Raw genomic sequence first — 22,561 nt, 5'->3', positions numbered from 1 at the left:
CTCAAGCCAGGATGTTCGTCACCCGTTCGAGCAGTGTTTTCAACTCGAACGGGTTGGAAATGACTTCGGTGTTCGCGGGCAGACCGTCATGGGCTGCCTGTGTTTGCGTGGCATAGCCGTTGATGAGCAAGGTCGTGCAGCCAGGCGTCAAGGCCACATTCATTTCTATCAGTTGTTGGCCCTTCGGGCTGTCCGACAAGGCGGTGCCACCGACCAGCAGGTGCGGGCGCAGCCCCTTGCGCAGGGCGGCAAGCGCTCGATCGGGGCTGGCAAAGGCGTGTACGTCATAGCCTGCCTCGCTCAACAGCTCGCTGATGACCAGCCTCATCGCCGCCTGATCTTCGACCAGCAGGATCGACTGCGCAGTTGGCGGGGGCGACAGGCGCTGCGGTTCGTGGGCTTGCAGGGTTTCAGCCCTGGGCAGGTAAAGGTGGACGCAGGTGCCGCTGCCCGGGATCGAATCGAGGTGCATCTGCCCACCTGACTGACGCACGAATCCGTACACCATGGACAGCCCAAGGCCGGTGCCCTGGCCCAGTGGCTTGGTGGTGTAGAAGGGTTCGATGGCCCGTTGCGCGACATCCGCAGGCATGCCCTGGCCGTCGTCCTCGACCCGCAAGTGCAGGTATTGGCCCGCAGCGAGCCCCAGGCGCTGCGCTTGCGCCGGGGCCATCTCCAGGTTTTCGCAATGGATCTGCAGGGTGCCACCGTGGGGCATGGCATCGCGGGCGTTGAGGCACAGGTTCAGCAGCGCGCTTTCCAGTTGCGAGGGGTCGATGCAGGTTGGCCACAACTGTGAGGCTGTGCGGTCGATGAGCTGGATGTCCGAGCGCAGCGAGCTCTGCAGCAGCGCAAGCATGTCGCCGACCAGTTGCTGGATGTCGGTGGCGCGGGGCAGCAGTGTCTGTCGGCGCGAGAAGGCCAGCAGACGCTGCACCAATGACGCGGCCTTGGATGCATTTTGTTCGATGATGTCGAACAGGCGGCTCACCTCATCGTTATGCGGCCCGCCCAAGCGTGGCTTGGCGAGCTCCAAAGCACCGAAAATGCCGCCCAGCAGGTTATTGAAGTCGTGGGCGATGCCGCCGGTGAGCTGGCCAACCGCTTCCATTTTCTGCGCCTGGCGCAACGCCTGCTCGGCTTCGTACAGGCGCTCCTGTTCGAGCGTGCGCTCGGTGATGTCGTAGGCGAACAGGCAGGCGCACAGTAGTGGGTTGTCGTCGCTGCGTAGCGGGGTGATCCGTAGCTCGTAGTGGCGCCGATAGGGTGGCCCGTCGAAGGCGACGCTCTCGATCAGGGTTTCACCCGCCAGCGCTCGGGTAACCAGCGGCAGCAGGCAGTGGAGCGGTTGTTCCAGGCCTGCGAGTGACTCGTCGATGCGATCGCCAATCCTCGGGCAGAAGCCATGTAGGCGTTGGAATGTCTGGCGGGCGGTACGGTTGATCGCTTGCAGGCGCAGGTCCGGAGCGATGACGAAGACATTGGCCAGGCTGTGATCGACCAGCTCGATGAACAGCCGGCGTTCGGCCAGGGTCTGGTCGAAGCGCTGCTCCAGTTGCTCGTGCACCCGGCGCATCAGGACGTTGTCCGAGGGCGACATTTCGGCTTGCTGCGCCAGCCTGTTTTCCAGCTCGCCGTTGCGCTGCTGCAAGGCCAGGATCTGTTGGCGCAGTTGGGTGGGATCGTCCATCGCATGCTCATCCTTGGGCAGATTAGCCTCACTATAGCGGCTGATCCTTCAAAACGAGCGTACGATACGCCCCAGTGTCTCCATCGCAGTCTCCGTGGCGTCGTTCCACGGGCTGCCGTAGTTCAGCCTGATGCAGTTGCCGAAGCGCCGGGTCGGCGAGAAGATAGGCCCTGGTGCGATGCTGATGCCTTGTGCCAGGGCCATGTGGAAGAGCTTGAGCGCATCCATCTGCTCGGGCAGTTCCAGCCACAGGAAGTAGCCGCCGGCGGGCTGGCTGACCCGTGTCTGCGCCGGGAAGTGGCGGGCGATGGCGGCGAGCATGCTGGCCTGCTGGCCTTCCAGGGCATAGCGCAGCTTGCGCAGGTGGCGGTCGTAGCCGCCATGTTGCAGGTAGTCGGCGATGGCGGCCTGGGCCGGCATCGAGGCGCACAGCGATGTCATCAGCTTGAGCCGCTCGATCTTCTGTGCAAAACGCCCGGCGGCGACCCAGCCCACTCGGTAGCCGGGCGCCAGGCTCTTGGAGAACGAGCCGCAGTGCATTACCAGCCCGTCGCGGTCGAAGGCCTTGGCCGGCTTGGGCGCTTGCTGGGCGTAATACAGCTCGGCGTAGACGTCGTCCTCGATCAGTGGCACCTGGTGGCGGTGCAAGAGTTCGACCAGTGCCTGCTTTTTCGCCTCGGGCATGCTCGCACCGACCGGGTTCTGGAAGTTGGTCATCGACCATACGGCCTTGACCGGGTGCTTCTCCAGGGTTTGTGCCAGTACCCCCAGGTCCATGCCTTCACGTGGGTGCACGGGAATTTCCACGGCCTTGAGCTTCAGGCGTTCGAGTACCTGCAGGCACACGTAGAAGGCCGGGGCTTCGATGGCAACCAAGTCGCCAGGCTCCGTGACGGCCTGCAGGCACAGGTTGAGGGCCTCCAGCGCGCCATTGGTGATCAGCAGCTCTTCCATCGGCAGCATCAGGCCGCCAACCATGTAGCGCAGGGCGATCTGGCGGCGCAACTGCGGGTTGCCCGGTGACAGGTCGGTGACCACCACGCGTGGGTCCATGGCGCGGCTGGCGCTGGCCAGCGAGCGGGCCAGGCGCTGCAGCGGGAACAGGGTGGGGCTGGGGAAGGCCGAGCCGAAGGGGACGGTATGGGGGTCCTTGATCGAATCAAGGATGGAAAACACCAGGGCACTGACGTCGACATCGGTGGATTCACTGACCGGTGCCTGTGCCTGTGGTTCGCTGAACTGGCGAGGTGCGTGGGTATTGACGAAGTAACCCGAACGCGGCCGGGCACGAATCAGCCCGCGGCGCTCGAGCAGGTAGTAGGCCTGGAACACCGTGGAGGGGCTGACCCCGTGGGTCTGGCTGGCGTAGCGTACCGAGGGTACACGCTGTCCGGGGCCAAGCACCCCGGAGCGGATCAGTTCGGCGATATCGTCGGCGAATCGTTCGTAACGTTTCATCGTTGTGTTTTTTTCGGCCTGGCAGGCAAGGTTGAAGGCAGTGTAAGGGATCAGCGGTTCAGTGGCGCGACGAAACGGCTGCGTGCACGGCTATACACCTGCGGCTGGTCGCTGTCCTGTACTTCGAACGTGAGGTCTACCGAGCTGCTCGTCGGGCGATCGGCGAGCATCGCCACCGATACCGGCAGCTCGCTCATTTCTCCGGCGGGAATGAACACCGCTTGCTTGCCGTGCAGCACGAAGCCTTCGGCGTCGACCAGACGCAGTTGATAGTGCTGGGGCTGCTGGGTCTTGTTGATGATCTTTAGCAGGTAGATGTTCTCGATCTGGCCCTGGGCGTTCTCGCGGAACAGGCCGCGGTCCTTGATGACGTCCAGCGACACCATGGGGCGCATCTGCAAGGCAATCACCAAGGCACCGATCATGACCACCAAGGCCGTGGCGTAACCCAGCAGGCGCGGTCTCAGCCAGTGGGTGCGGCCGCCTTGCAGGTTGTGTTCGGACTTGTAGCCGATCAGCCCGCGGGGGTAGCCCATCTTGTCCATGACCCCGTCGCAGGCGTCGATGCACGCGGCGCAGCCGATACAGGCCATCTGCAGGCCGTCGCGGATGTCGATGCCGGTGGGGCAGACCTGCACGCACAGGGTGCAGTCGATGCAGTCGCCCAGGTGCTGTGCCTGGCGATCGCTGCCTTTCTTGCGTGGGCCACGGGTTTCACCACGACGTGGATCGTAGGCCACGGCCAGGGTGTCCTTGTCGAACATCACGCTCTGAAAGCGCGCATAGGGGCACATGTGCATGCACACCGCTTCGCGCAGCCAACCGGCGTTCAGGTAGGTGGCGGCAGTGAAGAAAACCACCCAGAACAACGCGACGCCGCCCAGTTGCAGGGTCAGCAATTCCTGGGCCAGCGGGCGGATGGGGGTGAAATAGCCGACGAAGGTGAGGCCGGTGATCACGCCGATGGCCAGCCACAACCCGTGCTTGAGGCTGCGGCGGACGAGCTTGTCGAGGCTCCAGGGCGCGGCGGCCAGGCGGATGCGCTGGTTGCGGTCGCCTTCGGTGACTTTTTCGCACCACATGAACAGCCAGGTCCAGACGCTCTGCGGGCAACTGTAGCCGCACCACACCCGCCCGGCGAAGACGGTGATGGCGAACAAGCCGAACGCGCAGATGATCAGCAGTGCCGACAACAGGATGAAGTCTTGCGGCCAGAAGGTCGCGGCAAAGATATGGAACTTGCTGTCGGCAAGGTCCCAGAGCACGGCCTGGCGGCCGTTCCAGTTCAGCCAGGCCGTGCCGAAGAACAATACGAACAGCAGGCCGGCGAAGCCAATTCGCAGATTGCGGTACAGGCCTGTGAAGCTGCGGGTGTGGATGCGCCCGTTTGCTTGGCGCTTGGGGGTGTTGGCCGCAGGCTCGATCTGGATGATTCGGAAGGGGATTCTCTCGCTCATGGTGGTTCGCTCATCAGGCCTCGATCAGGCCCGGGCACTATGGCCCCCGATCTGTTTACAGCACAGGCTCAGGTAGGGCGATAAAAACCATATCAGATGAACGAGAACTCCCTTGCAGGCCTCAGATCACGGAGCCTGGAGCACTGCTCTTGAGATGTCTGCGACTATCCACCGCACCGATCACGGTCAGGGCGTCGGCTTCGGCTTCGGCTTCGGTGATCGGTATGCGTTCACCCGCCAGCACCGCGACCGACATGCGCAGCTGTTCATCGGTGAAGATCTCGATCTCCGGCCCCAGGCCTTCTATGCGTAGCTTGTCACCGATCAAGCCTAGCAGACGATGATCTTCTTTTGCTCGGGCAGATTGAGGCTCGGCCAATTAGGCGTAATAGCCGCTGGGATGCACCTTGAGGGTTTGGCAAAGGCGCCGCACCGGGTAATCCGTCGAGTGCTTCTTGATGAAGGCGTACTTCAGCCGCACTCCTTGGCAAAGTACGCGGCGGCCTTCTTTAAGATGTCTCGCTCTTCCGTCACGCGCTTGAGTTCAGCGCGCAGCTTACGCAGTTCGGCTTGCTGGTCATCGTCTTGCTGACGCTGCTCTTGGGGTTTGATGTAGAGCTTGATCCAGGCGTAGAGGCTGTGAACAGACATGCCCAAGCGCTGGGCAATATCAGCGACAGGCTTGCCTTTCTCGGTCACTTGCTTGACCGCTTCGATCTTGAATTCTTCAGGGTAACGCTGACGACTCATGGCACCTCCTATTTGGGCCTCATTATGAGGCTTGGAGGTGTCTAGGAAACCAGGGGCGATTCAGAATGAGTTAATCATTTGGTCGGTGTACATATAGAATGAAGCGCCAGACTGACCTTCCAAGCTAGATTTACCATCACGAACAGATCCGCTGTTCACAGAAACCATGGAGCCATCATCGCTTACTCGTTGGTGACCAATCAAAACTGTGTGACCACTAACGGTATAAGTTATGGTCGTTGACCAAGTATTATTCTTCACTTTACCAGGTTTTGCAGCATAGCCACCCATGTTGCTAAATAAGTAGTCAGATTGCCCCGCTCGACCATTAGATCTGTTATTGAAATATCTAAGCTCGGCTTGTAGTGATTGTCTTTCGTCAATTTTAAAAGTTCTTGCTAAGCCAAAGAAAATCCTGGTCATAGTAATCTTTCAGAGTAGCGTGATAATACTGCAGCAACAGATCATTTCGCGGTCGCCAATCTCCACCCCTATACTGGAGGTCATTGCTACCCTTAGCCCCCCTGCGACAGCGAGCCCCGAGTAGTTGCTGGATGCCCGGCTAGCAGTTTGAGTCAGCTTACCAGCTGCTAGTGTCAGTCCAGGGATCTCCTTGACCGTGAGCATTGCTCCACCGAACGTCTGTGGAAACAGCCGGCCATCATTAATAACCAAGATTGGCAGGGTAGATGAAAGTGTATTCCCCACGACAAGTTCGGACTCGGAAACCTTAGCTTTGAGATTCCCACCTCCCCGAGACCAACTGGAGACAGGAGTACCATCGCTGTCGACAGGAGTCATTGAATTGGAAGTTGCCTGCGTAGGGTGATCAATGCCGCCATCAATGTTAAATCCAGCTATTGCTTGAATATCAAGGCCGAATCCCACAATTCCAGATGTATAGCCAGAAGAGAAGTCTACTTTAAAGCCCTGTGCTGTTTGGCGTTGATCCTGTCCGTCTGTTTCTCGATTGTTGTTGAAGTAAAGTGTTCGCGAGCTAACTACTGCTTTGCTGTCTTGGATGAAATCAGTGGCATTGGCTTGCGCGACCATAACTGCAGCCGCTGATACAAAAAAGTAACGTACTACACACATGAGCTGCCCCCGGGAAATAGTTTTAGTTATAGGCAGTCAGTCTTTTTCTTGCGGAGCATTAAGCTGTTACGCTGTCGATCCAGCTCAAGCACGCTCGCATTCAACAAATCAGGTATGTCAGCCCCGCTTTCTACTCTAGATATCCATTCCAGAACAGCATGTTTAAGAAGCCAATGCGGGGAACGATCTATCCTTTCGGCAGCTGACTTAAGTCTTTGCTTTGTTATTGTGTCAACCTTAACGCCCAAGGTGGTATGCGACATCGGAACCTCCACTTATCCTGGGCATTGCGACAGAACAGATCTCCCAGTTGCTAACGCCAGCTACGGCAGTGCCGCTCCGGCCATCAAAAAAATGCCCAGTTAATTAACACTAAATATGAGCACGAGCTCTAGCAAATAATCCACAAATCAATAGCAGGCCTTTTCGCCCAGTAGTAAACGTACCAGTGAAACAGCCAATCTATCCTTTGAAAGTTTTATTCCACATTTCCAGCATGCTAGATTGATTTGCAATGATGTATGCATAATCAGGTTTCATCATTCGATCTTTCTCTGCTTGGGTGAAGTTGATCTGCTTGTCCAGCTCTGCTGGCAATGAGGCATTAGAGACTGTTGGGACGTAACCCATTTTTTGAGCGAACGCGATTTGTGCCCGTGGATCAAGCATGGCATTGAGGTATTGGGAGGCCTCTGGCTTCCTTCTAGATTTTTTAGGAATTCCCGCACCGTAAACGTTGGGATACCCACCTTCTGTGGGTACGACAGATGCCAACGGCATCCCGGCTTTTTTCCACATGTATCCCCGAGCCTTCGAGATGACTGTGATCCAAATATCTTCCGACTTCAAGGCAGCAGCCACGGCCTCGGTGGAGGGAAGAATTTTCACACCAAGAGCGCGAAGCTCTGCTAGCTTGGCCTGGGCGGGGGTAAAATCAGTCATTGATCCGCCACCCGCTAAGGCAGCTACCGCGATATTTGTATTGAAGAGGAAGTCAGACAGTCCGATTCGCCCTTGATATTTGGGATCCCAAAGGTCGGCAAAGGATTTCGGCGGAATTTTGATACGGTCAGTGTTATAGACAATGACATGTGCCGAGTAGATAGTCGGTATCGAAAATTCCTGCCTTAGGAAGGGAAGTACATTTTCGAGGTTCGGCACCTGATCAGCGGTGATTGCTTCCAATGCATCACGCTGTGCTACGGCCTGCATATCAAAGTCAGCCAGACAACATATGTCCATCGAACTGCGTCGGGAAAGTCTCTCAGCTAGCACCTTGGTACGGCGCTCCGTTGGTGAGCCAATGCTTTGAATAACCTCGATGCCTTGCGGCTTCAAAAGCACGTCTACACTCGAACGAAGCAAATCGCCAAAGTCTCCGCCCCAAGTTCCTACCACCAAGGGCGTATCAGATGCACCGAAAGAGAATCGGGGTAAGAAAAGTGCGGCAGCAGCAGTGGCAGCAGTGACGGCAGTACCACCCAAAAGCTTACGCCGAGTAATATCAAACATAGCGAACTCCAGGTTTAAGGATGAGATTTATATCTCATTATACCGCTGACCCTTGCGATCTAACGGAGGGGGACTCATTGAAAAATGATGACACAAGTTGAAGCGCCAACTTCACTTTTCCGTGATCATAGTAATACTCATCGTGCATGAGGTTGACTTGACCAATTACGCCTTCAGGCGATTTGATTGGAACGTTCAACAGAGAGGCGCATCCCATAGCGAAAACTTTTTGGTGGTCTGGGTAATCACGTTCAATTTCAAACCGATCAATTGCAACATAGGCTAGGCCTGTATCGCGAACGAACGCCATTTTTGGCCCTTGATCCATTGGTTTCCGTCCTCGATCAGGGAAAACCTGAGGGTTGCTGCTATAAACGCGCTCTGCCTCATCGGCACCGCTATCGTAAAGCAGTACCGTCATGTATTTATGACCTACTTGCTGAGCGAGCCTTTCATCTAGGTCACCCAGAGCCTTCATGAAACTGACGTTTTGAACGACCATCGTCAGGCTCCCATGGTTTTGACGTAATTGCGGTGAATCAACCAGTTTGACAGTGTTGCGAGGAGCAATGTTGTGACGATGAGTACCAACGCCATGGCGGCGCCGAATGGCCAGTTTGATGCTTTTGCGATCTGGTCATACAGCGAAGGAGCCATCATGGTTAAACCAGTACCGCCCAGCAAAACCGGGGTCGCATATGCGTTCATGCAGAGAATGAACACAAGCATGGTTCCCGCTGCTACGCCAGGAGCTGCAATGGGTAGCACGACGCGACGGAAGGTGGTAGCGAATGTAGCCCCCAAATTCTGGGCCGCTTCCTCAACCGAGAAGTCGATGCCCTCTAGAACGCTTTGAAGAGTAAGAATCATGTAGGGCATGACTACTGCAGTAGTGCCAACGATCACTGCAAAGGGCGTGTACATGAACTTGATAGGTTCATCGGTGATACCCAGCCACATCAGCGTTGCGTTGACCACACCGACATTACCCAGGATCACCATCCAACCAGCCGCACGAACAACGTTCCCTACCATGAGTGGAAACACGAGCAGCACAATCAACAGGCTCTTGTAGCGACTCTGGGTTTTTGCCAAAAAGTACGCGACAGGGAAGCCCAGTACAAGAGCAAAAACCGTACACAGGGCGGCAACGCCGAGGGTGGAAATAAAGACCTTACGGTAATACTCATCGCTAAAAAACTTTACATAGTTCTCTAGTGTGAAAGTTTCCACCATCAAGTCCATTGGATCAAAATGGTTAAAGCTGTAACCCATCATGAGAAACAGTGGTACGACTATGATGCCTAAAACTACGACAGATGCTGGAAACGCAATGCTTGCACCTGTAACTCGAGAAGAGCCGCTCATACTTTCACCTTTTACTCTGCAAACAGAACGCAATCACTGGAGCGGAACGAAGCAACAAGTGGCGATCCAGGGGCGATGGCTGTGTTTGCTGAGGAAGCATTATTGGGTACGTGCAGATTTAAGATGTCCCCACCCTGCAGGCGCAGGCGGATGTCGATGAGGGAACCAAGGTAAGCAGCCGATTCGACCCAGCCATCAAATACGTTGTCGGACTCCGGATGGGCTCCCACATTGATACGCTCCGGACGGATACCAATTCGTCCAACCTTCTGACCGCTGGCGACTTGGATGTTGGTGCCGGCTTCGCTCACAAAACGCCCATTCGCCACGAGGTTTCCTTTGAAGAAGCTCATCCGTCCAAGGAAGTCAGCTACAAAGTGGTTGCTCGGAGAATCGTACAGTTCCTTTGGTGAACCAATCTGCTGAACTCTGCCGTTGTACATAATTGCCATGCGGTCAGAAATGGCAAGGGCTTCTTCTTGGTCATGCGTTACGAAGACAGTGGTAAGACCGAGATTCTGTTGCAGCGAGCGAATCTCTTCACGCACCTCCACGCGAAGCTTGGCATCCAGGTTGGAGAGTGGCTCGTCGAGCAGGAACACTTTGGGCTGAATGGCCAATGCTCGGGCAATCGCTACGCGCTGCTGCTGGCCTCCAGACAATTGGCGAGGGTAGCGATCACGGAATGAGGTCATCCGCACCATATCCAAGGCCGTGGCGATTCGACTATCACGCTCTTTGCCGGAAACGTTATGCATCTCCAAGCCGAATGAGACGTTCTGGGCCACCGTCATATGTGGGAACAGGGCGTAACGCTGGAAGACCATACCAGTGTTACGCTTATGAACTGGCAGGTTTGTGACGTCAGTTTCGCCGATATGGATGCTTCCCGCTGTCGGTTCAATGAACCCTGCGATCATCCGAAGCGTGGTCGTTTTACCGCAGCCGCTTGGGCCTAGGAATGCGACCAACTCGCCGTCTGCGATCTCCAGCGAAAAGTCTTCGAGCGCTACCGCATCGCCAAACTGTTTTTTCAACTTGTTGATAGATACTTTGGACATAGCGCTACACCACTTGGCTGAGTTTGACGAAACGGTCGGTTACCAACATCACGATCCCTAGCAACAGAATCTGAACGGCAGAGACTGCAGCGATGGTGGGGTCGAGGTTGAATTCGAGGTACTGCATAATTGCAATTGGAAGCGTCGTCTTACCGGGGCCAACTAGGGCCAACGACAGCTCCAGGTTCTCGAAAGAAACAATGAAGGAGAACAGCGAAGCTGCAACGATTGAAGGCCGAAGCATGGGCAGCGTGACTCGGCGAAATGCCGCCCAGCTGGACGCTCCGAGGTTACGTGCAGCTTCTTCAATCGAAGGGTCTAGGCCTGCCATACCGGTGGAAACCAAGCGCACCGTCCACGGGATGGTCAGGCATACGTGAGCGATTACCAGCCCACCGAATGTGCCTACGATGTCCGTATCTAATACATTTTCAGCTCGCATGTAGAACAGGTAAATCGCGATGCCTGCCACGATGCCTGGGATAAGGAGTGGAGATAGTAGGAGAGTGTTGACGAACTTGCTCCCCAGGAAACCATTCCGAACGATCCCGAGCGCAGCGGCTACTCCGAGAATGACCCCAGTGATCGAGGCTACAGCAGCTACCTGAAAGCTAAGCACCAAGCCATTCATGAATGACGAGTTCTGCCAGGCGCTTTCGTACCACTTCAGCGTGTAGCCAGATGGTGGGAAATGCGGGATGGCATCGACAAAGAAGCTCATCCATACAACGAAAATGAGCGGGCTGAGCATGAAGAAGTACATCATGCAAACGAATACCCGGTGTAGCAAAGATGACCATCTCACTCGCCGCCTAACCTTGGGTGCCGTAGCTGCTGAGATATTTGAAGCGGCAACGCTGGACATGACGATGTCCCTCACATAGAAAAAACTTGGGCGCATCCTTGCGATGAGCAACGAGAACAACTCAAGCAAATGCGCTTTTAGCTTTTCTCTGGATAGGGATAGCACTCATTGCCCAAGCCTTCTGATGGCTGGCGATGAACGTCACTACGATGAGGGTGATAGGAAGGAAAACTCATTGACGTACTCCTCTCGGAAGCCTGGTTTTTGTGATTAGTGGCAGCATACGAGTAAGCAATCTTCGTTAAGAAGATGAAGCCCTTGATCAGGGCAACGGGATTTCTTCCCGAATTGTTGTAGGTCGAGAATGATCCGTCACAAAACCTGTGTAAAGTGCGAAAATTTTTGCTATACATGCGAAAAATGCATGTTTGGAGCAGGCTATGTTGACGACGAAAGGCCTTGAGGCCCTCCGCGCTTTTGTCGAAACAGGTTCAGTGACTCAGGCTTCGGTACGCCTGAACCGCACGCAACCGCAAGTGGGTAGGCTGCTATCCAATCTTGAGGAAGAGGTCGGATTTGCGCTGTTCCAACGCACCAAAAAACGACTCAGTCTTACTCCAGATGGATGGAGCTTTTATCGTCAGGTTGAACGCCATTTGGCTAGCCAGGAGTCTCTTCAAAAGCTCGCTGGCCGTCTAAAAGCCAGACAAAATAACCACGTTCGAGTACTGACTGCCCCTCATCTCAGCAACGCCATCGTGAACGATGCGCTAGCCATAATGGCCGAACGCTCAGCGCGATTTTCCGCAAGCATCGATTCACGGGTGAGGCTCGATATTGAGACATGGGTTGGTCAGGAAAACTTCGATCTCGGCGTGACCGTACTCCCCCTAGAGAACCCCCTGTTAGAGGTTGAGCCATTCATCAGCGTAGAGGTGGTAGCTGCCATGAGTGCCGACCACCCTTTTGCATCCAAACCAGTCATTACCGTAGACGACCTTTCGGGGGAGTCGCTGATTGCTCTCCATCCTCGCTCCTTGATTCGTCAGTCATTGAGTCTAGTCACGGAGTCCCTGCAACCTCAGCCAAACATCAGGTTCGAAACGACTAATGGCATCCTCGCGTGCCAGCTTGCTGCTCGAGGATTGGGTATCGCAATCTCGGATCCTTTCATCGCAACCTCAAGCGAGGTGCCTCTTGTGCTTCGACCGTTTCAGCCAGCTATCACTTTGGACTACGGTTTCATTTTCCCAGCCTGGCAGGAGCGCAGTGGAGTGGTGAACGAACTGGCCAATTTGATCAAGGAGCATGCGGAGAAGCGAATATCAGCAATCCGGGATCAGCAACGCTATGCTTAATATGCGTTAAACGCACATAATCATTAAATTTACGAACTTTACGCACGTTGCAAGAAGTCGCAATCTGCTGCCGTCAACCTTGATTTGCAGTGGAGAGATTTGATGTCAGATGCAGATATTGGCAGTGTAGCTTGGCGGCTGCCCCCGAGTGAATACCTGGCTAGGCGGGAACGCGACTTCACCGTTCCTTCGGCCCCCGCGTCCCAGTACATCGCTATGCGAGATGGCTGCAAGATCGCGATTGACGTTTTTCTCCCTCAGACGGAAATCGATGCTCACGCTGATCGGCAATTCCCAGCAATCGTCGTCTTCACGCCCTACTATCGTCGTTTCAAGGTTGCAGAAGGTTCGAAGCAAGAATGCAGTCCCAACACCTTCAAGTACCGTGACCAGTTCGTGCCCTATGGTTACGCAGTGGTAGTGGTCGATGTCCGTGGTACAGGCGCAAGCTTCGGTAGCCGTGATAGCTTCCGCTCTCCAGCTGAGCGAGCTGATACTGTCCAAGTTGTGGATTGGATCATCGCCCAGTCATGGTCGAACGGGCGCGTTGGTGCCACAGGCGTTTCGTACCTCGGCGCCTCATCTGACTTCCTCGCAAGTACCGGCCACCCTGCGGTCAAGGCCATCGCACCTCTGTTTTCGGTATGGGATACCTACCGTGACAATTATTACCCTGGGGGTATCCAGGTTAAGTCACTAACTCGCCTGTACGACGACATCATGATTGGCTTAGATCATGACCGCCGCGACGTCTTGAGGCAGTTCGCGTACTTTAATCATCCAGACTTCCAAGGCCCACAGCCGGTCGACGAAGATCACAACGGCGAGATGTGTGCCGCTGCTATTCAAGAGCACTTGGCCAACTTCAGGCAGACTGACTTCATGGCTGAATTCAAGTTCAGCGATGACTGCCTGCCCTACGATAAAAACTTCACGCCCGCGACTTTCAGCCCCCACTCTTACTGTGCAGGCACCCGCAGTGACCTCGCCATCTACTCGGTGTCTGGCTGGATGGATGGCACCGGGTACATGAACGGAGCAATCTCGCGGTTCCTCACTCTGAGTGAAAACCCGAAGCACCTGCTGCTAGGCCCCTGGGATCATGGGGCACGTATCAATGTGTCCCCGTGGCGTCTCGAGGAAACTGCTCAGTTCGGTTTGATGCCCGAGTTGCTGCGCTTTTTCGATCATTACCTGCAGCAGCGCCCAACCGGTCTCGACCAAGAAGCACCAATTCACTATTTCAGCATGCACGACGAACAATGGTGTGCTGCTGAGCAGTGGCCACCGACCGAGATTGATTCGGTGCTGTTCTTGGGCAACAACCAAAAGCTGTCCGCCGAGCCGCCCCAGGAAGGTGCCAAAGACGAGTATCAAGTCGACTTCCGTCATGGCAGCGGTAACGGTACTCGGTACGAGCGAATTGCTGGCGTAGACAGCCGTATTTACTATGCTGACTGGCAAGGGCGAACAAAGGATCTATTGAGCTACACAACAGCATCGCTACCTGATGGCCTGGATATCTGCGGCCATATCGTTGCGGACTTCTGGGTCGAATCCAACCAGCCTGATGCCGCACTGTTCGTCTACGTCAGCGAGATCGAGTCAGACGGAACAGAGCGCTATGTCACTGAGGGGCTGCTGCGAGCACTTCTGCGCAAGGAAACGACGCCACCAGCGACCTACCGCACCACCTGGCCATATCAGAGCCTTGCGCGGAAAGACGCGCAAGTAATGCATCCGGGAACAGCGGAGCATATTCGCCTTGCACTAACTCCAACGGCTTGGGCGTTCAAGCCTGGCAGCAAGATTCGGGTGTCGTTCGCAGGAGCAGATAGCGATCACTGTGGCCAAATTCCTCACGGTCGCCCACCACGATTGAAAATTCTGCGTGGCGGTTCGCATCCATCGAAGATCATCGTTCCATCACGGTGAGGTGTGGCCAATACAGATGTACCAGCTATGAGTTGGAGCTTGAGGGTTCTTCAGCATCCAGTATGGCTTGAACCACAATAAAGTAGGTCACAAAAATGCGAGGTCTGGCATGTGGTGAGGCCTCGCAGCAAGTGTGGAACTATTCTGGGCAGCATACGTATTACACGTAATAAACCTCCGCGCAGTACCCTTTAAGACGAAAAAAAACCGCCAGAAATGGCGGTTCTTTAAAATCTTGCTCGGAGTCTCCGACTCTCCACGGCTGGGTTTAAGGTGCCGTTAAAGAGGTCACTTCCTCTAAGAGGGTTTGGTGTCGGATACATACACAATCAGGCTAACTTTCGTATACTCATTGCGTCAAGGCGCAATATTCACTGGCGCCAGGACTCGACGGTTTCAGCGCCGTGCTCAGCTTTCCAGGCCTTCAGAACCGCATGATTCCCGCCCTTGGTCTGAACAACTTCGCCGTGGTGCGGGTTTTTATAGACCTTTACTTCGCGAGGCTTACGGCTGGTCTTCTCTTGGGCGGCAAGGGCGGGAGCACGTGCCGAAGCCTTGGGATCAAGGATATTGATCACCTCGCGCAGGCTGTATCCGTACTCACCGAGCAAGGCTCGCAGTTTCTCTTCAAACTCCATCTCCGCCTTGATGCCCGAGTCACCCTTCATGGCTTCGAGTTCTGCCAATTGCTGAGCGAGTTGTTGCTCCAAACGACGGAATTCTACGAGACGAGACATGGGGACGGTTTCCTTTAGGAGGCTAATGATCTATCAAGATTACAGAATCGGCTGAAGAAAGTCATAGCATTCTCAGATCGGCCAAGCCCCATGATCCGGCAGAGCGGCCCGCCCTTCAGTGACTAGGGTTGTAACGCTAATTCTGGAATGTAACAGCGCCAACGTTGCATTCCCAAAACCACGTTACAAGCCCCATAACCATTGGGTTTGCGACCAAATCGCAAGCGGAGCGCGCAAGTTAGGAAGGCTGAAGGCGTGAGGATGGAAGCCCGCAGGGCCGGGCAGCACGAACGTGAGGCCTGGTTCACGACAGCCGTCCGCGAATGCGGCCCGCCCAAGGATCAGCGGTGCAGTTTGCTGAAACGCTCTACAAGCAACGAGGGTGCAATTGAATTCCACGTGTCAAGGCCTGAAGTGTTGTGAAACAGGTAAATACCGCAACCCACAAAGAATCCCCCTGTCAGCAGTCCTATGACTGAGGCGCCCGAGCTGATAAAAGCCCATTGCAGCGACATCGAGCGGCTGCCCATCAAAAAATCCGATCCGAAGACCAGGGCAATCCAGCTCAAAACAAATGCCACAGCAGCCCAGATCGTAGCAATTACCCAAAAATGCAACTGCACTTTGTAGCGCATGCTTGGCACGCGTAGGAGCCTGCCACTGGCAGTCTTGGCTGCAAGAACAATTGCAGTATTTTTAACCTTGTTTTTTGAGTTCTGCACAAGAGCATATAACTCAACATGAGATCCTTGCTCTAACTCTTCATAAATCTGAATCGGAACTTTGACATTGGGGGGCTAACACCCCATCAATTTTCATGATGGCTTGCACGAAACCCGAGAGATGGTCGAAAACTCGAATATCCTCTAGGCAGCCAGCAAATTTTAGGTATTCAAACTTTATAAACACTTACAGCTCCTTGCTCGGGCCCAAATTTCAGGCAGGGGAAGGCCTTGGGCACACCTTGGCGTGCTCAGGCTCGATCTAAATCAGTGCAGTTGAGTATTGGGGAAGTGGTCACCCACCAGGCGGCAAAAGTCCCTCAAGCTATGGCGCCCACCATCACGGCGAAAGGTAGCCACGACGTACTTGGAGTTCATGGTCGTGATCACCCAGAACTTGCCTTCTTTCTTAATATTCACGATGTCGGATGTCTGGATCAGATGCCCATCGGAGAATCGGCGAATCGGCTATGAGGCCCTTGCCGCACATGCCCGAAGACGACGCCAACGGCACTGAGTCGATGAATGTGGACATTCACCAGAGACGCGGTGACCTCGTCCTAGTACTCTTGGCCTACAGCTCGAGCAATACGCAACAGGTCGAAGTCCGAATAGCGCTTCACGAGGTAGTCCACCTTCACCGTGTTGACCTCTGACATCCCTAAGCCCTCCGAGGCTCTCCAGTGTTGGCCTGAGCCATACCGCGTCGATAGAGCTCTTTGACCCCGTTTAGCGAGTCGACACCGAGACCCTGCTCATGCGTATCGATGTACACAGCACCACCCTCTACTTCCAGAACACAGACGGCCACACCAGCCTGGTTGTGTCCCATCGAAAGCGACGTGAGCTTCTCCATCTTCCAACTGCCATACTTGTTCATCCAGGATGGAGTGACAGTTTGGACTTCCTGCACAACCAAGCTCTCATCTTGGGCTACCAGCAGCGTTGGTTGCTTTCGTCGATTTCTACCGGCATGACGTTACCCTCCGCAGGTGGTTACGAGTGTGACCACAGCGTGCTTCGGGTTGCTGCATCGTTCCGCCGGGCGGATGCTGCCGCACTCCGGGCAACTGTCGCGGTCCACCTTTCAATACGCCACGAGGCGCTGGTGTGGAGAAGCCCATGGATTCCTGGTGGCAGAACGTCTGGCAAGCGATACGGGCAGAGTTCACCGACATCACCGATGAAGGCGAGGTGACGCGGATTCTCGTGCGTCTGCTGATGGCGGCGGTGCTTGGCGCGGTGTTGGGTTTCGAGCGCGAGCACAAGGGCAAGTCGGCCGGGGTGCGGACACACATGCTGGTGTCCATGGGTGCAGCCCTGTTCGTGCTGGCACCGAGCATGGCCGGTGCCGATGCACAGGCGCTGAGCCGGGTGATACAGGGGATCGTCGCCGGGATCGGTTTTCTCGGCGCGGGCACCATTCTCAAGGGCCATGGCCAGGACACCAATCACGTCAAGGGGCTGACGACGGCGGCAGGCCTGTGGATGACGGCGGCGATCGGCACGGCGGCGGGCATGGGGCGCGAGGCGACGGCGTTGGTCAGCACGGTGCTGGCGTTGCTGGTGTTGAGCAGCATGCCGGTGCTGGTGGAGAAGGTCGAGGGGGAGGGTGGTGAGGCGAAGAATGAGGAAAACACAAAGCACTGAGGGGAGCCGAAGCTCCCCTCAAAGCGTTGTTGCCTGCTCTTTTTATTATTGAAAACCGGCCTGTTGTTGTTTTTGTCAGCCTGTTTCGGTGTAACCGGGCCCCTATCCGGGGCCAAGAGCAAACGTATTTTTTTGGGCGCTGACCTGCCTTCATCATTGCTGATCCGATCCTGACAGTCGCTACCTCAAGGTAGTTTTGTTGTTCTGCGTCAGGTCGCGGGGACGAACCCCTGGAACGCGTGTCTACTCCAAAAAAATCTGCTTGCTGCGCCTCTGCCGTGTTGTTCTTGTTATGTCAGAGCCGGTGCATGTTGTTTTTATTGGGGTGTCACGTTTTTTTATTTTTGTTGTGCCAGAGATAAAGCAGATGCCGTGCCAACTTTTCAATATCCATTAAAATCAATGGCTTAGAGATTTGAGGCGATTTTTCACGACCTGAAAATCTCTCGAATTGTTTCCGTGTTACCCGACTTTTTGCTGGGTGGACGGGGCCGGGTAACACTTTTGACACAGTCGTGTGGTCGGGCGCGGCTTACCCCTGTGCGAATGCCTTCAGGCGCTCGCCATCCAGGCGATAACGTACCCATTCATCTTGCGCTTCTGCGCCCAGCGCCTGGTAAAAACCGATAGCCGGTTCATTCCAGTCCAGTACGCTCCATTCCAGGCGCCCGCACCCTCTGGCTACGGCCTCGCGAGCGATGTGCCGCAGTACCTGGCGACCAGCACCGCCGCCGCGTTGTTCGGGGGTGATGTACAGGTCTTCGAGGTAAATGCCGTTGCGGCCCAGCCAGGTTGAGTAGCTATAGAAGTACACGGCAAAGCCGATGGCCGTGCCGTCGCGCTCGCACATCAGGCTGTGCACGGTGCTGCCTTCATCGAACAGGCTGTGCTCGATATCAGCCAGGGTCGCTACCACTTCGTGGCGGGCGCGCTCGTAGTCGGCAAGCTCGGTGATGAAGGCGAGGATCTGGGCGGCGTCGGTGCGGCGGGCAGGGCGAATGGTCAGACTCATGAAGGCTTCCTTGTGGTTGGCGGGCACCATGGTAATGGGCCTGGGCCGGCTTGCCGAGATGTAAAGCAAGCTTGACATGGTGCGCGGCCTCGCCTTCAATGTAAAACACACTTTACATCCGAGGCTGTTGGCATGCTGCACAAACGTCATGTGATTTCATTCGTCCTGTTCCTCGTCGTCTATATGGCCTGTGTGCTGGTCAGCAGCCATTTCCTCGCGTCCATGGCGCCAGGGGTTGCCAAGACCCTGGTGGCGCTGGTGCCGGTGCCGGCCATGATCGGTATGGCCTGGGCTGTGGTGCAGCAACTGCGCAGCCTCGATGAAATGGTCCGGCGCATCCAACTGGAGGCGTTGGGGCTGGCATTCGTCGCGACGGCGCTGTTGACCTTCAGCTACGGTTTTCTGGAGACCGCAGGCTTCCCACGTTTGTCGATGTTCATGGTCTGGAGCCTGATGGGGCCGTTGTGGGCGCTGGGGACCTTCATCGGGGTGAGGCGTTACCGTTGAACAACCGCATCCGTGAATTGCGAGGTGGGCGTGGCTGGTCGCAGGCCGAACTGGCCGAGCGGCTCGGTGTTTCGCGCCAGACCGTCAATGCCATAGAGACCGGCCGCTACGATCCCAGCCTGCCGCTGGCCTTCAGCATTGCCGGCGTTTTCGAGTTGAGTATCGAAGAGATCTTCGATCCCTCTGCGGCGGTACAGTGATGTGTATAGGTGTAATTTAAGGTAACTGTACCGGTCTGCGCGAGAGGGGTTCCGCTAGTGTGGCAGGACACGATAATCAGTACCTGACGGAAGTCCCTGCCATGCTCGGCTCATACGATCTGCTCACCGCATTCATCCTGTTTGCCTTCGTTTCTTCGATCACCCCAGGGCCGAACAACACCATGTTGCTGGCGTCCGGCGTCAACTTCGGTGTGCGCCGTTCGATCCCCCATGCGATGGGCATCAGCATCGGCTTCATGCTGATGGTGCTGGGCGTGGGGTTCGGGCTGGGCGAACTGTTCAAGGCCTGGCCGCCGCTGTACAGCATCCTGCGCTACGTGGGGGCCGCTTACCTGCTGTACCTGGCATGGAAGATCGCCACTTCCGGGCCGATCTCCGGGGACGCCGCAGGGACGCGCAAGCCCCTGAGCTTCTGGGGAGCGGCTGCTTTCCAGTGGGTCAATCCGAAGGCCTGGGTCATGGCGGTCGGTGCGATCACGACCTACACCCCGGCCCAGGGCTATGTGCTCAACGTCATCGTCATCGCCGCGCTGTTCGCCCTGGTCAACCTGCCGAGCGTGGGGATCTGGGTCATGTTTGGCAGCGCCTTGCGCAACCTTCTGCAAAATCCTCGCTGGCTGATGCTGTTCAATGTCCTGATGGCCTTGCTGCTGGTGATTTCGTTGTATCCGCTGCTGTTTGTAGAATCGTCGTTTTCCTAGTTCGATGAGTGCGGTACACGATGCAGCTGATTCCCTGGTCCCATGATTGCTCGGAAGGTTTCACGCTACGCGGCTGGCATTCCGAGCCGAGCGGCAAGCCGTTGCTGCATTTCTTGCACGGCAACGGTTTCTGCTGCCTGGCGTACGAGCCCATGCTGATGCGCCTGGGGGAGCACTTCGACCTGTGGTTGTGCGACGTCCAGGGGCACGGCGACAGCGATCACGGCGGCGCCTTTCGTGGCTGGAACCGCACTGCGGAGTTGGTCCTGGAAGCATTCGAGGCGGGACGCCCGGTGTTTGGCGATGTGCCGCGCCATGCGCTCGGACACAGTTTTGGTGGGGTGCTGACCGGGCTGATTCTCGCCAGCAGGCCTGGGTTGTTCGAGCGTGCAGTACTGCTCGATCCGGTGTTGTTCAGTCGCCGCATGATCGGGGTGATGGGCGCAGCGGCACTGGTGGGCCTGCACCAGCGCCATGCCCTGGCGCGCAAGGCCGCAACCCGGCGCAGCCATTGGCCGGACCGCGAGGCGGCGCTGGCGTCGCTGCAGGGGCGGGGCATCTTCAAGGGGTGGAGTGATGCGGCGCTTCACGCATATATCGGCCATGCCATCGGCGATTGTGGCGAAGGTGTGGTGCTCAAGTGCCGGCCCAGCCGCGAGGTGGAGATCTTCAGCTCGTTCCCGGCGCGGATGTGGCCAAGCCTGCAGCGCATCACCACCCCGACGCTGATCCTGCATGGTGAAACCACCTACCCGTTCGTGCCGCATTCGGTGCGGCGCCTGGTGGGGCTCAATGCCAATGTCAGCGAGCGGCAGGTGGCGGGTGGGCATTGCTTCATGCAGGAAGACCCGGTGAGCGCCGCGCAGGCGGTCGAGGCGTTCCTGCGCGGTTGAGCCTGGTCAGGCCAGTTCCAGCCAGATGGGGGCGTGGTCCGAAGGTTTCTCCATCGCCCGCAGTTCGTAGTCCACGCCTGCCGCCTTCAGGCGTGGAAGCAGTGCCTGCGACGCCATGATCAGGTCGATGCGCAGGCCGCGCTTGGGTTCGTCCTCGAAACCGCGGCTGCGGTAGTCGAACCAGCTGAAACGGTCTGCCACTTCCGGGTGCAGGTGACGGAAGCTGTCCACCAGGCCCCAGCCCTTGAGGCGTTCCATCCACTCACGCTCTTCGGGCAGGAAGCTGCACTTGCCGGTCTTGAGCCAGCGCTTGGCGTTGTCGGCGCCGATGCCGATGTCGCAATCCTGGGGCGAGATGTTCACATCGCCCATCACCACCAATGGCTGGTCATTGCGGAACTGGTCTTCGAGCAGGGCCTGCAGGTCGCTGTAGAAGCGTTGCTTGGCCGGGAACTTGGTAGGGTGGTCGCGGCTTTCGCCCTGGGGAAAGTAGCCGTTCATGATGGTGATCGGGGTGCCGTCGGCATCGGCGAAGGTGCCCCAGATGAAGCGGCGTTGGGCGTCCTCTTCATCGGTACTGAAGCCCTTGACCAGCGACAGTGGCGCCTGGCGCGAGAGCAGGGCAACCCCGTAGTGACCCTTCTGGCCATGGAAATGTACGTGATAGCCCAAGGCCTGTACTTCGGCCAGCGGGAACTGATCGTCACTGACCTTGGTTTCCTGCAGGCCGATAACGTCTGGCTGGTGCTTCTCGATCAGCGCAGCCAGCTGGTGCGGGCGGGCGCGCAGGCCATTGATGTTGAACGAGACGATCTTCATGGAAAGCCGATCCTGGTAAAAGCTTCGGATGCTAGCTGACATCGGCCGTCATCACCAGCGTGGCAGCGTGGGGGGCGCGCTGCTAACGTGCTGGTGGGGGAACGATGTGCGGCAGGACACCTCCAAGGCTCTGATACGTACATTCCAGGAGGATCATCGCAATGTCCGACGCCCCGGCGCATATCAGCCTGCTCGACGATGGCTACAGCCGCGAAGTGCGTTCGCTGCTCTACCATGCCTATCGCCACGAGCCGACCTTTGCCTACCTGTTCGATGCACAGCGCAGGGGTTATGAGCGACGCTTGCGAGTGATGGTGCGCGAATGGGTGCGCCAGCATTTCTACCTGCAGTTGCCGGCAATCGGTGTGCTGGTCGACGATCGCCTGGTCGGTGCGGCGCTGATCGTGCCGCCGCAACGTCGCCTGGGGGTGGCCGACAGTTGGGCCTGGCGCCTGCGCATGCTGTTGGGCACGGGCAGGCGCTGCACGCGTCGTTACCTCGAGTACCAAGCGGCACTGGCCGCGTGCATGCCGAGCCAGCAGGTCCACGTGCTGCCTCTGCTGGGGGTGCACCCGCAGTTCCAGGGGCGGCATTATGGTGAGCAATTGTTACAGGCAGTACACGACTGGTGCGCCGACGATCCGGATACCCAGGGCGTGATACTGGACACTGGCAATGTCCATTACCTAGCGTTTTACGAGCGCCAGGGCTATCAGGAGATTGGCGAGGTCGCGATCGGACCAATCCGCGAGAGGGTATTCTTTCATCCGAATCCGCTGTCCTCCAATCCAGCAATTGCTTGATCGCAAC

Annotated in this window: 24 protein-coding genes and 3 pseudogenes; 8 read left to right on the top strand and 19 right to left on the bottom strand. The window is 56.7% G+C overall.

The window, feature by feature from the left end; genetic code table 11:
- Window position 1: 1 nt before the first annotated feature.
- From ACK3BK_RS14830 to ACK3BK_RS14770, 13 genes and pseudogenes are all read right to left on the bottom strand, one after another.
- Window positions 2-1,690, bottom strand: a complete 1,689-nt coding sequence (locus ACK3BK_RS14830) for an ATP-binding protein (protein ID WP_411382721.1) — start codon at window positions 1,688-1,690, stop codon at window positions 2-4.
- A 48-nt stretch (window positions 1,691-1,738) separates the two neighbouring features.
- A complete protein-coding gene (gene mapR, locus ACK3BK_RS14825; protein ID WP_186663959.1) occupies window positions 1,739-3,148 on the bottom strand; it encodes a GntR family transcriptional regulator MpaR in 1,410 nt (469 codons plus the stop codon).
- A 50-nt stretch (window positions 3,149-3,198) separates the two neighbouring features.
- Window positions 3,199-4,605 carry a cytochrome c oxidase accessory protein CcoG gene (gene ccoG, locus ACK3BK_RS14820; protein WP_411382720.1) on the bottom strand — a complete coding sequence of 469 codons (1,407 nt, stop codon included), beginning with the start codon at window positions 4,603-4,605 and terminating at the stop codon, window positions 3,199-3,201.
- Between the two features lie 121 nt (window positions 4,606-4,726).
- Window positions 4,727-4,942, bottom strand: coding sequence for a DUF3203 family protein (locus ACK3BK_RS14815; RefSeq protein WP_411384479.1), 216 nt, complete (start codon window positions 4,940-4,942; stop codon window positions 4,727-4,729).
- A 45-nt stretch (window positions 4,943-4,987) separates the two neighbouring features.
- Window positions 4,988-5,355: pseudogene (locus ACK3BK_RS14810) on the bottom strand (transposase); the annotation flags it as partial.
- Between the two features lie 60 nt (window positions 5,356-5,415).
- Window positions 5,416-5,778, bottom strand: a complete 363-nt coding sequence (locus tag ACK3BK_RS14805) for an OprD family outer membrane porin (protein WP_411382719.1) — start codon at window positions 5,776-5,778, stop codon at window positions 5,416-5,418.
- Window positions 5,741-6,408, bottom strand: a pseudogene (locus tag ACK3BK_RS14800) (OprD family outer membrane porin). The gene ACK3BK_RS14805 and the pseudogene ACK3BK_RS14800 overlap by 38 nt, the downstream one beginning before the upstream one ends.
- 68 nt (window positions 6,409-6,476) lie before the next feature.
- Entirely contained in the window at window positions 6,477-6,713 is a 237-nt protein-coding gene (locus ACK3BK_RS14795) for a transcriptional regulator (RefSeq protein ID WP_353886866.1), read from the bottom strand.
- 199 nt (window positions 6,714-6,912) lie between these two features.
- The gene (locus ACK3BK_RS14790; RefSeq protein WP_411382718.1) at window positions 6,913-7,962 is read right to left on the bottom strand and encodes an ABC transporter substrate-binding protein; all 1,050 of its coding nucleotides are present in this window, start codon (window positions 7,960-7,962) and stop codon (window positions 6,913-6,915) included.
- 37 nt (window positions 7,963-7,999) lie between these two features.
- Window positions 8,000-8,464: a hypothetical protein gene (locus ACK3BK_RS14785; protein ID WP_186663965.1), complete on the bottom strand. Its 465-nt coding sequence runs from the start codon at window positions 8,462-8,464 to the stop codon at window positions 8,000-8,002.
- A 2-nt stretch (window positions 8,465-8,466) separates the two neighbouring features.
- Entirely contained in the window at window positions 8,467-9,330 is an 864-nt protein-coding gene (locus ACK3BK_RS14780; protein ID WP_411382717.1) for an ABC transporter permease, read from the bottom strand.
- A gap of 11 nt (window positions 9,331-9,341) precedes the next feature.
- Complete coding sequence (locus ACK3BK_RS14775; RefSeq protein WP_186663969.1) at window positions 9,342-10,391, bottom strand: ABC transporter ATP-binding protein; 1,050 nt, start codon at window positions 10,389-10,391, stop codon at window positions 9,342-9,344.
- Between the two features lie 4 nt (window positions 10,392-10,395).
- Complete coding sequence (locus ACK3BK_RS14770; RefSeq protein ID WP_238343341.1) at window positions 10,396-11,157, bottom strand: ABC transporter permease; 762 nt, start codon at window positions 11,155-11,157, stop codon at window positions 10,396-10,398.
- Between the two features lie 479 nt (window positions 11,158-11,636).
- Between ACK3BK_RS14770 and ACK3BK_RS14765 the strand changes: the two genes are divergently transcribed.
- Window positions 11,637-12,554 carry a LysR family transcriptional regulator gene (locus ACK3BK_RS14765; protein ID WP_186720595.1) on the top strand — a complete coding sequence of 306 codons (918 nt, stop codon included), beginning with the start codon at window positions 11,637-11,639 and terminating at the stop codon, window positions 12,552-12,554.
- A gap of 102 nt (window positions 12,555-12,656) precedes the next feature.
- Window positions 12,657-14,489, top strand: coding sequence for a CocE/NonD family hydrolase (locus tag ACK3BK_RS14760; protein ID WP_186663975.1), 1,833 nt, complete (start codon window positions 12,657-12,659; stop codon window positions 14,487-14,489).
- A 371-nt stretch (window positions 14,490-14,860) separates the two neighbouring features.
- Here ACK3BK_RS14760 and ACK3BK_RS14755 read toward each other — a convergent pair whose 3' ends face one another.
- From ACK3BK_RS14755 to ACK3BK_RS14740, 4 genes and pseudogenes are all read right to left on the bottom strand, one after another.
- Window positions 14,861-15,226 (bottom strand): histone-like nucleoid-structuring protein, MvaT/MvaU family, encoded by a 366-nt coding sequence (locus tag ACK3BK_RS14755; RefSeq protein ID WP_186663977.1) that lies wholly within the window; start codon window positions 15,224-15,226, stop codon window positions 14,861-14,863.
- A gap of 341 nt (window positions 15,227-15,567) precedes the next feature.
- Complete coding sequence (locus ACK3BK_RS14750) at window positions 15,568-15,861, bottom strand: hypothetical protein (RefSeq protein ID WP_189665166.1); 294 nt, start codon at window positions 15,859-15,861, stop codon at window positions 15,568-15,570.
- A gap of 354 nt (window positions 15,862-16,215) precedes the next feature.
- The gene (locus ACK3BK_RS14745) at window positions 16,216-16,368 is read right to left on the bottom strand and encodes a hypothetical protein (RefSeq protein ID WP_346655470.1); all 153 of its coding nucleotides are present in this window, start codon (window positions 16,366-16,368) and stop codon (window positions 16,216-16,218) included.
- 241 nt (window positions 16,369-16,609) lie between these two features.
- Window positions 16,610-16,891: pseudogene (locus ACK3BK_RS14740) on the bottom strand (hypothetical protein); the annotation flags it as partial.
- A 179-nt stretch (window positions 16,892-17,070) separates the two neighbouring features.
- Here ACK3BK_RS14740 and ACK3BK_RS14735 point away from each other — a divergent pair.
- Entirely contained in the window at window positions 17,071-17,598 is a 528-nt protein-coding gene (locus ACK3BK_RS14735) for an MgtC/SapB family protein (RefSeq protein WP_054891536.1), read from the top strand.
- A 532-nt stretch (window positions 17,599-18,130) separates the two neighbouring features.
- Here the strand turns inward: ACK3BK_RS14735 and ACK3BK_RS14730 are convergent.
- Window positions 18,131-18,610 carry a GNAT family N-acetyltransferase gene (locus ACK3BK_RS14730; RefSeq protein ID WP_186663981.1) on the bottom strand — a complete coding sequence of 160 codons (480 nt, stop codon included), beginning with the start codon at window positions 18,608-18,610 and terminating at the stop codon, window positions 18,131-18,133.
- A gap of 132 nt (window positions 18,611-18,742) precedes the next feature.
- Here ACK3BK_RS14730 and ACK3BK_RS14725 point away from each other — a divergent pair, with 132 nt between their 5' ends.
- The 4 genes from ACK3BK_RS14725 (at window position 18,743) to ACK3BK_RS14710 (ending at window position 20,932) form a co-directional block, all read left to right on the top strand.
- Window positions 18,743-19,117, top strand: coding sequence for a hypothetical protein (locus ACK3BK_RS14725; RefSeq protein ID WP_411382716.1), 375 nt, complete (start codon window positions 18,743-18,745; stop codon window positions 19,115-19,117).
- Window positions 19,114-19,317 (top strand): helix-turn-helix transcriptional regulator, encoded by a 204-nt coding sequence (locus ACK3BK_RS14720; protein ID WP_411382715.1) that lies wholly within the window; start codon window positions 19,114-19,116, stop codon window positions 19,315-19,317. Before ACK3BK_RS14725 ends, ACK3BK_RS14720 begins: the two co-directional genes overlap by 4 nt.
- A 101-nt stretch (window positions 19,318-19,418) precedes the next feature.
- A complete protein-coding gene (locus ACK3BK_RS14715; RefSeq protein ID WP_054891533.1) occupies window positions 19,419-20,039 on the top strand; it encodes a LysE family translocator in 621 nt (206 codons plus the stop codon).
- Window positions 20,040-20,059: 20 nt separating this feature from the next.
- Complete coding sequence (locus ACK3BK_RS14710; protein WP_411382714.1) at window positions 20,060-20,932, top strand: alpha/beta fold hydrolase; 873 nt, start codon at window positions 20,060-20,062, stop codon at window positions 20,930-20,932.
- 6 nt (window positions 20,933-20,938) lie between these two features.
- On the opposite strand, the gene xthA is transcribed toward ACK3BK_RS14710, so the two are convergent.
- Entirely contained in the window at window positions 20,939-21,751 is an 813-nt protein-coding gene (gene xthA / locus ACK3BK_RS14705; protein WP_186663987.1) for an exodeoxyribonuclease III, read from the bottom strand.
- Window positions 21,752-21,912: 161 nt separating this feature from the next.
- Here xthA and ACK3BK_RS14700 point away from each other — a divergent pair, with 161 nt between their 5' ends.
- The gene (locus tag ACK3BK_RS14700) at window positions 21,913-22,554 is read left to right on the top strand and encodes a GNAT family N-acetyltransferase (RefSeq protein WP_411382713.1); all 642 of its coding nucleotides are present in this window, start codon (window positions 21,913-21,915) and stop codon (window positions 22,552-22,554) included.
- The last annotated feature ends 7 nt before the right edge of the window (window positions 22,555-22,561 follow it).

It is taken from the genome of Pseudomonas sp. L7 (genome assembly GCF_046605565.1).
GTDB lineage: Bacteria > Pseudomonadota > Gammaproteobacteria > Pseudomonadales > Pseudomonadaceae > Aquipseudomonas > Aquipseudomonas wayambapalatensis.
The sequence above is the reverse complement of the archived record's forward strand: the minus strand, read 5'-3'. Positions and strand labels throughout refer to the sequence as shown.

What these genes read in the sequence shown, in the direction of transcription:
- ACK3BK_RS14830 (WP_411382721.1), bottom strand. Translation starts at nt 1,690, where the DNA reads ATGGACGATCCCACCCAACTGCGCCAACAGATCCTGGCCTTGCAGCAG.
- mapR (WP_186663959.1), bottom strand. Translation starts at nt 3,148, where the DNA reads ATGAAACGTTACGAACGATTCGCCGACGATATCGCCGAACTGATCCGC.
- ccoG (WP_411382720.1), bottom strand. Translation starts at nt 4,605, where the DNA reads ATGAGCGAGAGAATCCCCTTCCGAATCATCCAGATCGAGCCTGCGGCC.
- ACK3BK_RS14805 (WP_411382719.1), bottom strand. Translation starts at nt 5,778, where the DNA reads ATGACCAGGATTTTCTTTGGCTTAGCAAGAACTTTTAAAATTGACGAA.
- ACK3BK_RS14795 (WP_353886866.1), bottom strand. Translation starts at nt 6,713, where the DNA reads ATGTCGCATACCACCTTGGGCGTTAAGGTTGACACAATAACAAAGCAA.
- ACK3BK_RS14790 (WP_411382718.1), bottom strand. Translation starts at nt 7,962, where the DNA reads ATGTTTGATATTACTCGGCGTAAGCTTTTGGGTGGTACTGCCGTCACT.
- ACK3BK_RS14785 (WP_186663965.1), bottom strand. Translation starts at nt 8,464, where the DNA reads ATGGTCGTTCAAAACGTCAGTTTCATGAAGGCTCTGGGTGACCTAGAT.
- ACK3BK_RS14780 (WP_411382717.1), bottom strand. Translation starts at nt 9,330, where the DNA reads ATGAGCGGCTCTTCTCGAGTTACAGGTGCAAGCATTGCGTTTCCAGCA.
- ACK3BK_RS14775 (WP_186663969.1), bottom strand. Translation starts at nt 10,391, where the DNA reads ATGTCCAAAGTATCTATCAACAAGTTGAAAAAACAGTTTGGCGATGCG.
- ACK3BK_RS14770 (WP_238343341.1), bottom strand. Translation starts at nt 11,157, where the DNA reads ATGATGTACTTCTTCATGCTCAGCCCGCTCATTTTCGTTGTATGGATG.
- ACK3BK_RS14765 (WP_186720595.1), top strand. Translation starts at nt 11,637, where the DNA reads ATGTTGACGACGAAAGGCCTTGAGGCCCTCCGCGCTTTTGTCGAAACA.
- ACK3BK_RS14760 (WP_186663975.1), top strand. Translation starts at nt 12,657, where the DNA reads ATGTCAGATGCAGATATTGGCAGTGTAGCTTGGCGGCTGCCCCCGAGT.
- ACK3BK_RS14755 (WP_186663977.1), bottom strand. Translation starts at nt 15,226, where the DNA reads ATGTCTCGTCTCGTAGAATTCCGTCGTTTGGAGCAACAACTCGCTCAG.
- ACK3BK_RS14750 (WP_189665166.1), bottom strand. Translation starts at nt 15,861, where the DNA reads ATGCGCTACAAAGTGCAGTTGCATTTTTGGGTAATTGCTACGATCTGG.
- ACK3BK_RS14735 (WP_054891536.1), top strand. Translation starts at nt 17,071, where the DNA reads ATGGATTCCTGGTGGCAGAACGTCTGGCAAGCGATACGGGCAGAGTTC.
- ACK3BK_RS14730 (WP_186663981.1), bottom strand. Translation starts at nt 18,610, where the DNA reads ATGAGTCTGACCATTCGCCCTGCCCGCCGCACCGACGCCGCCCAGATC.
- ACK3BK_RS14725 (WP_411382716.1), top strand. Translation starts at nt 18,743, where the DNA reads ATGCTGCACAAACGTCATGTGATTTCATTCGTCCTGTTCCTCGTCGTC.
- ACK3BK_RS14715 (WP_054891533.1), top strand. Translation starts at nt 19,419, where the DNA reads ATGCTCGGCTCATACGATCTGCTCACCGCATTCATCCTGTTTGCCTTC.
- ACK3BK_RS14710 (WP_411382714.1), top strand. Translation starts at nt 20,060, where the DNA reads ATGCAGCTGATTCCCTGGTCCCATGATTGCTCGGAAGGTTTCACGCTA.
- xthA (WP_186663987.1), bottom strand. Translation starts at nt 21,751, where the DNA reads ATGAAGATCGTCTCGTTCAACATCAATGGCCTGCGCGCCCGCCCGCAC.
- ACK3BK_RS14700 (WP_411382713.1), top strand. Translation starts at nt 21,913, where the DNA reads ATGTCCGACGCCCCGGCGCATATCAGCCTGCTCGACGATGGCTACAGC.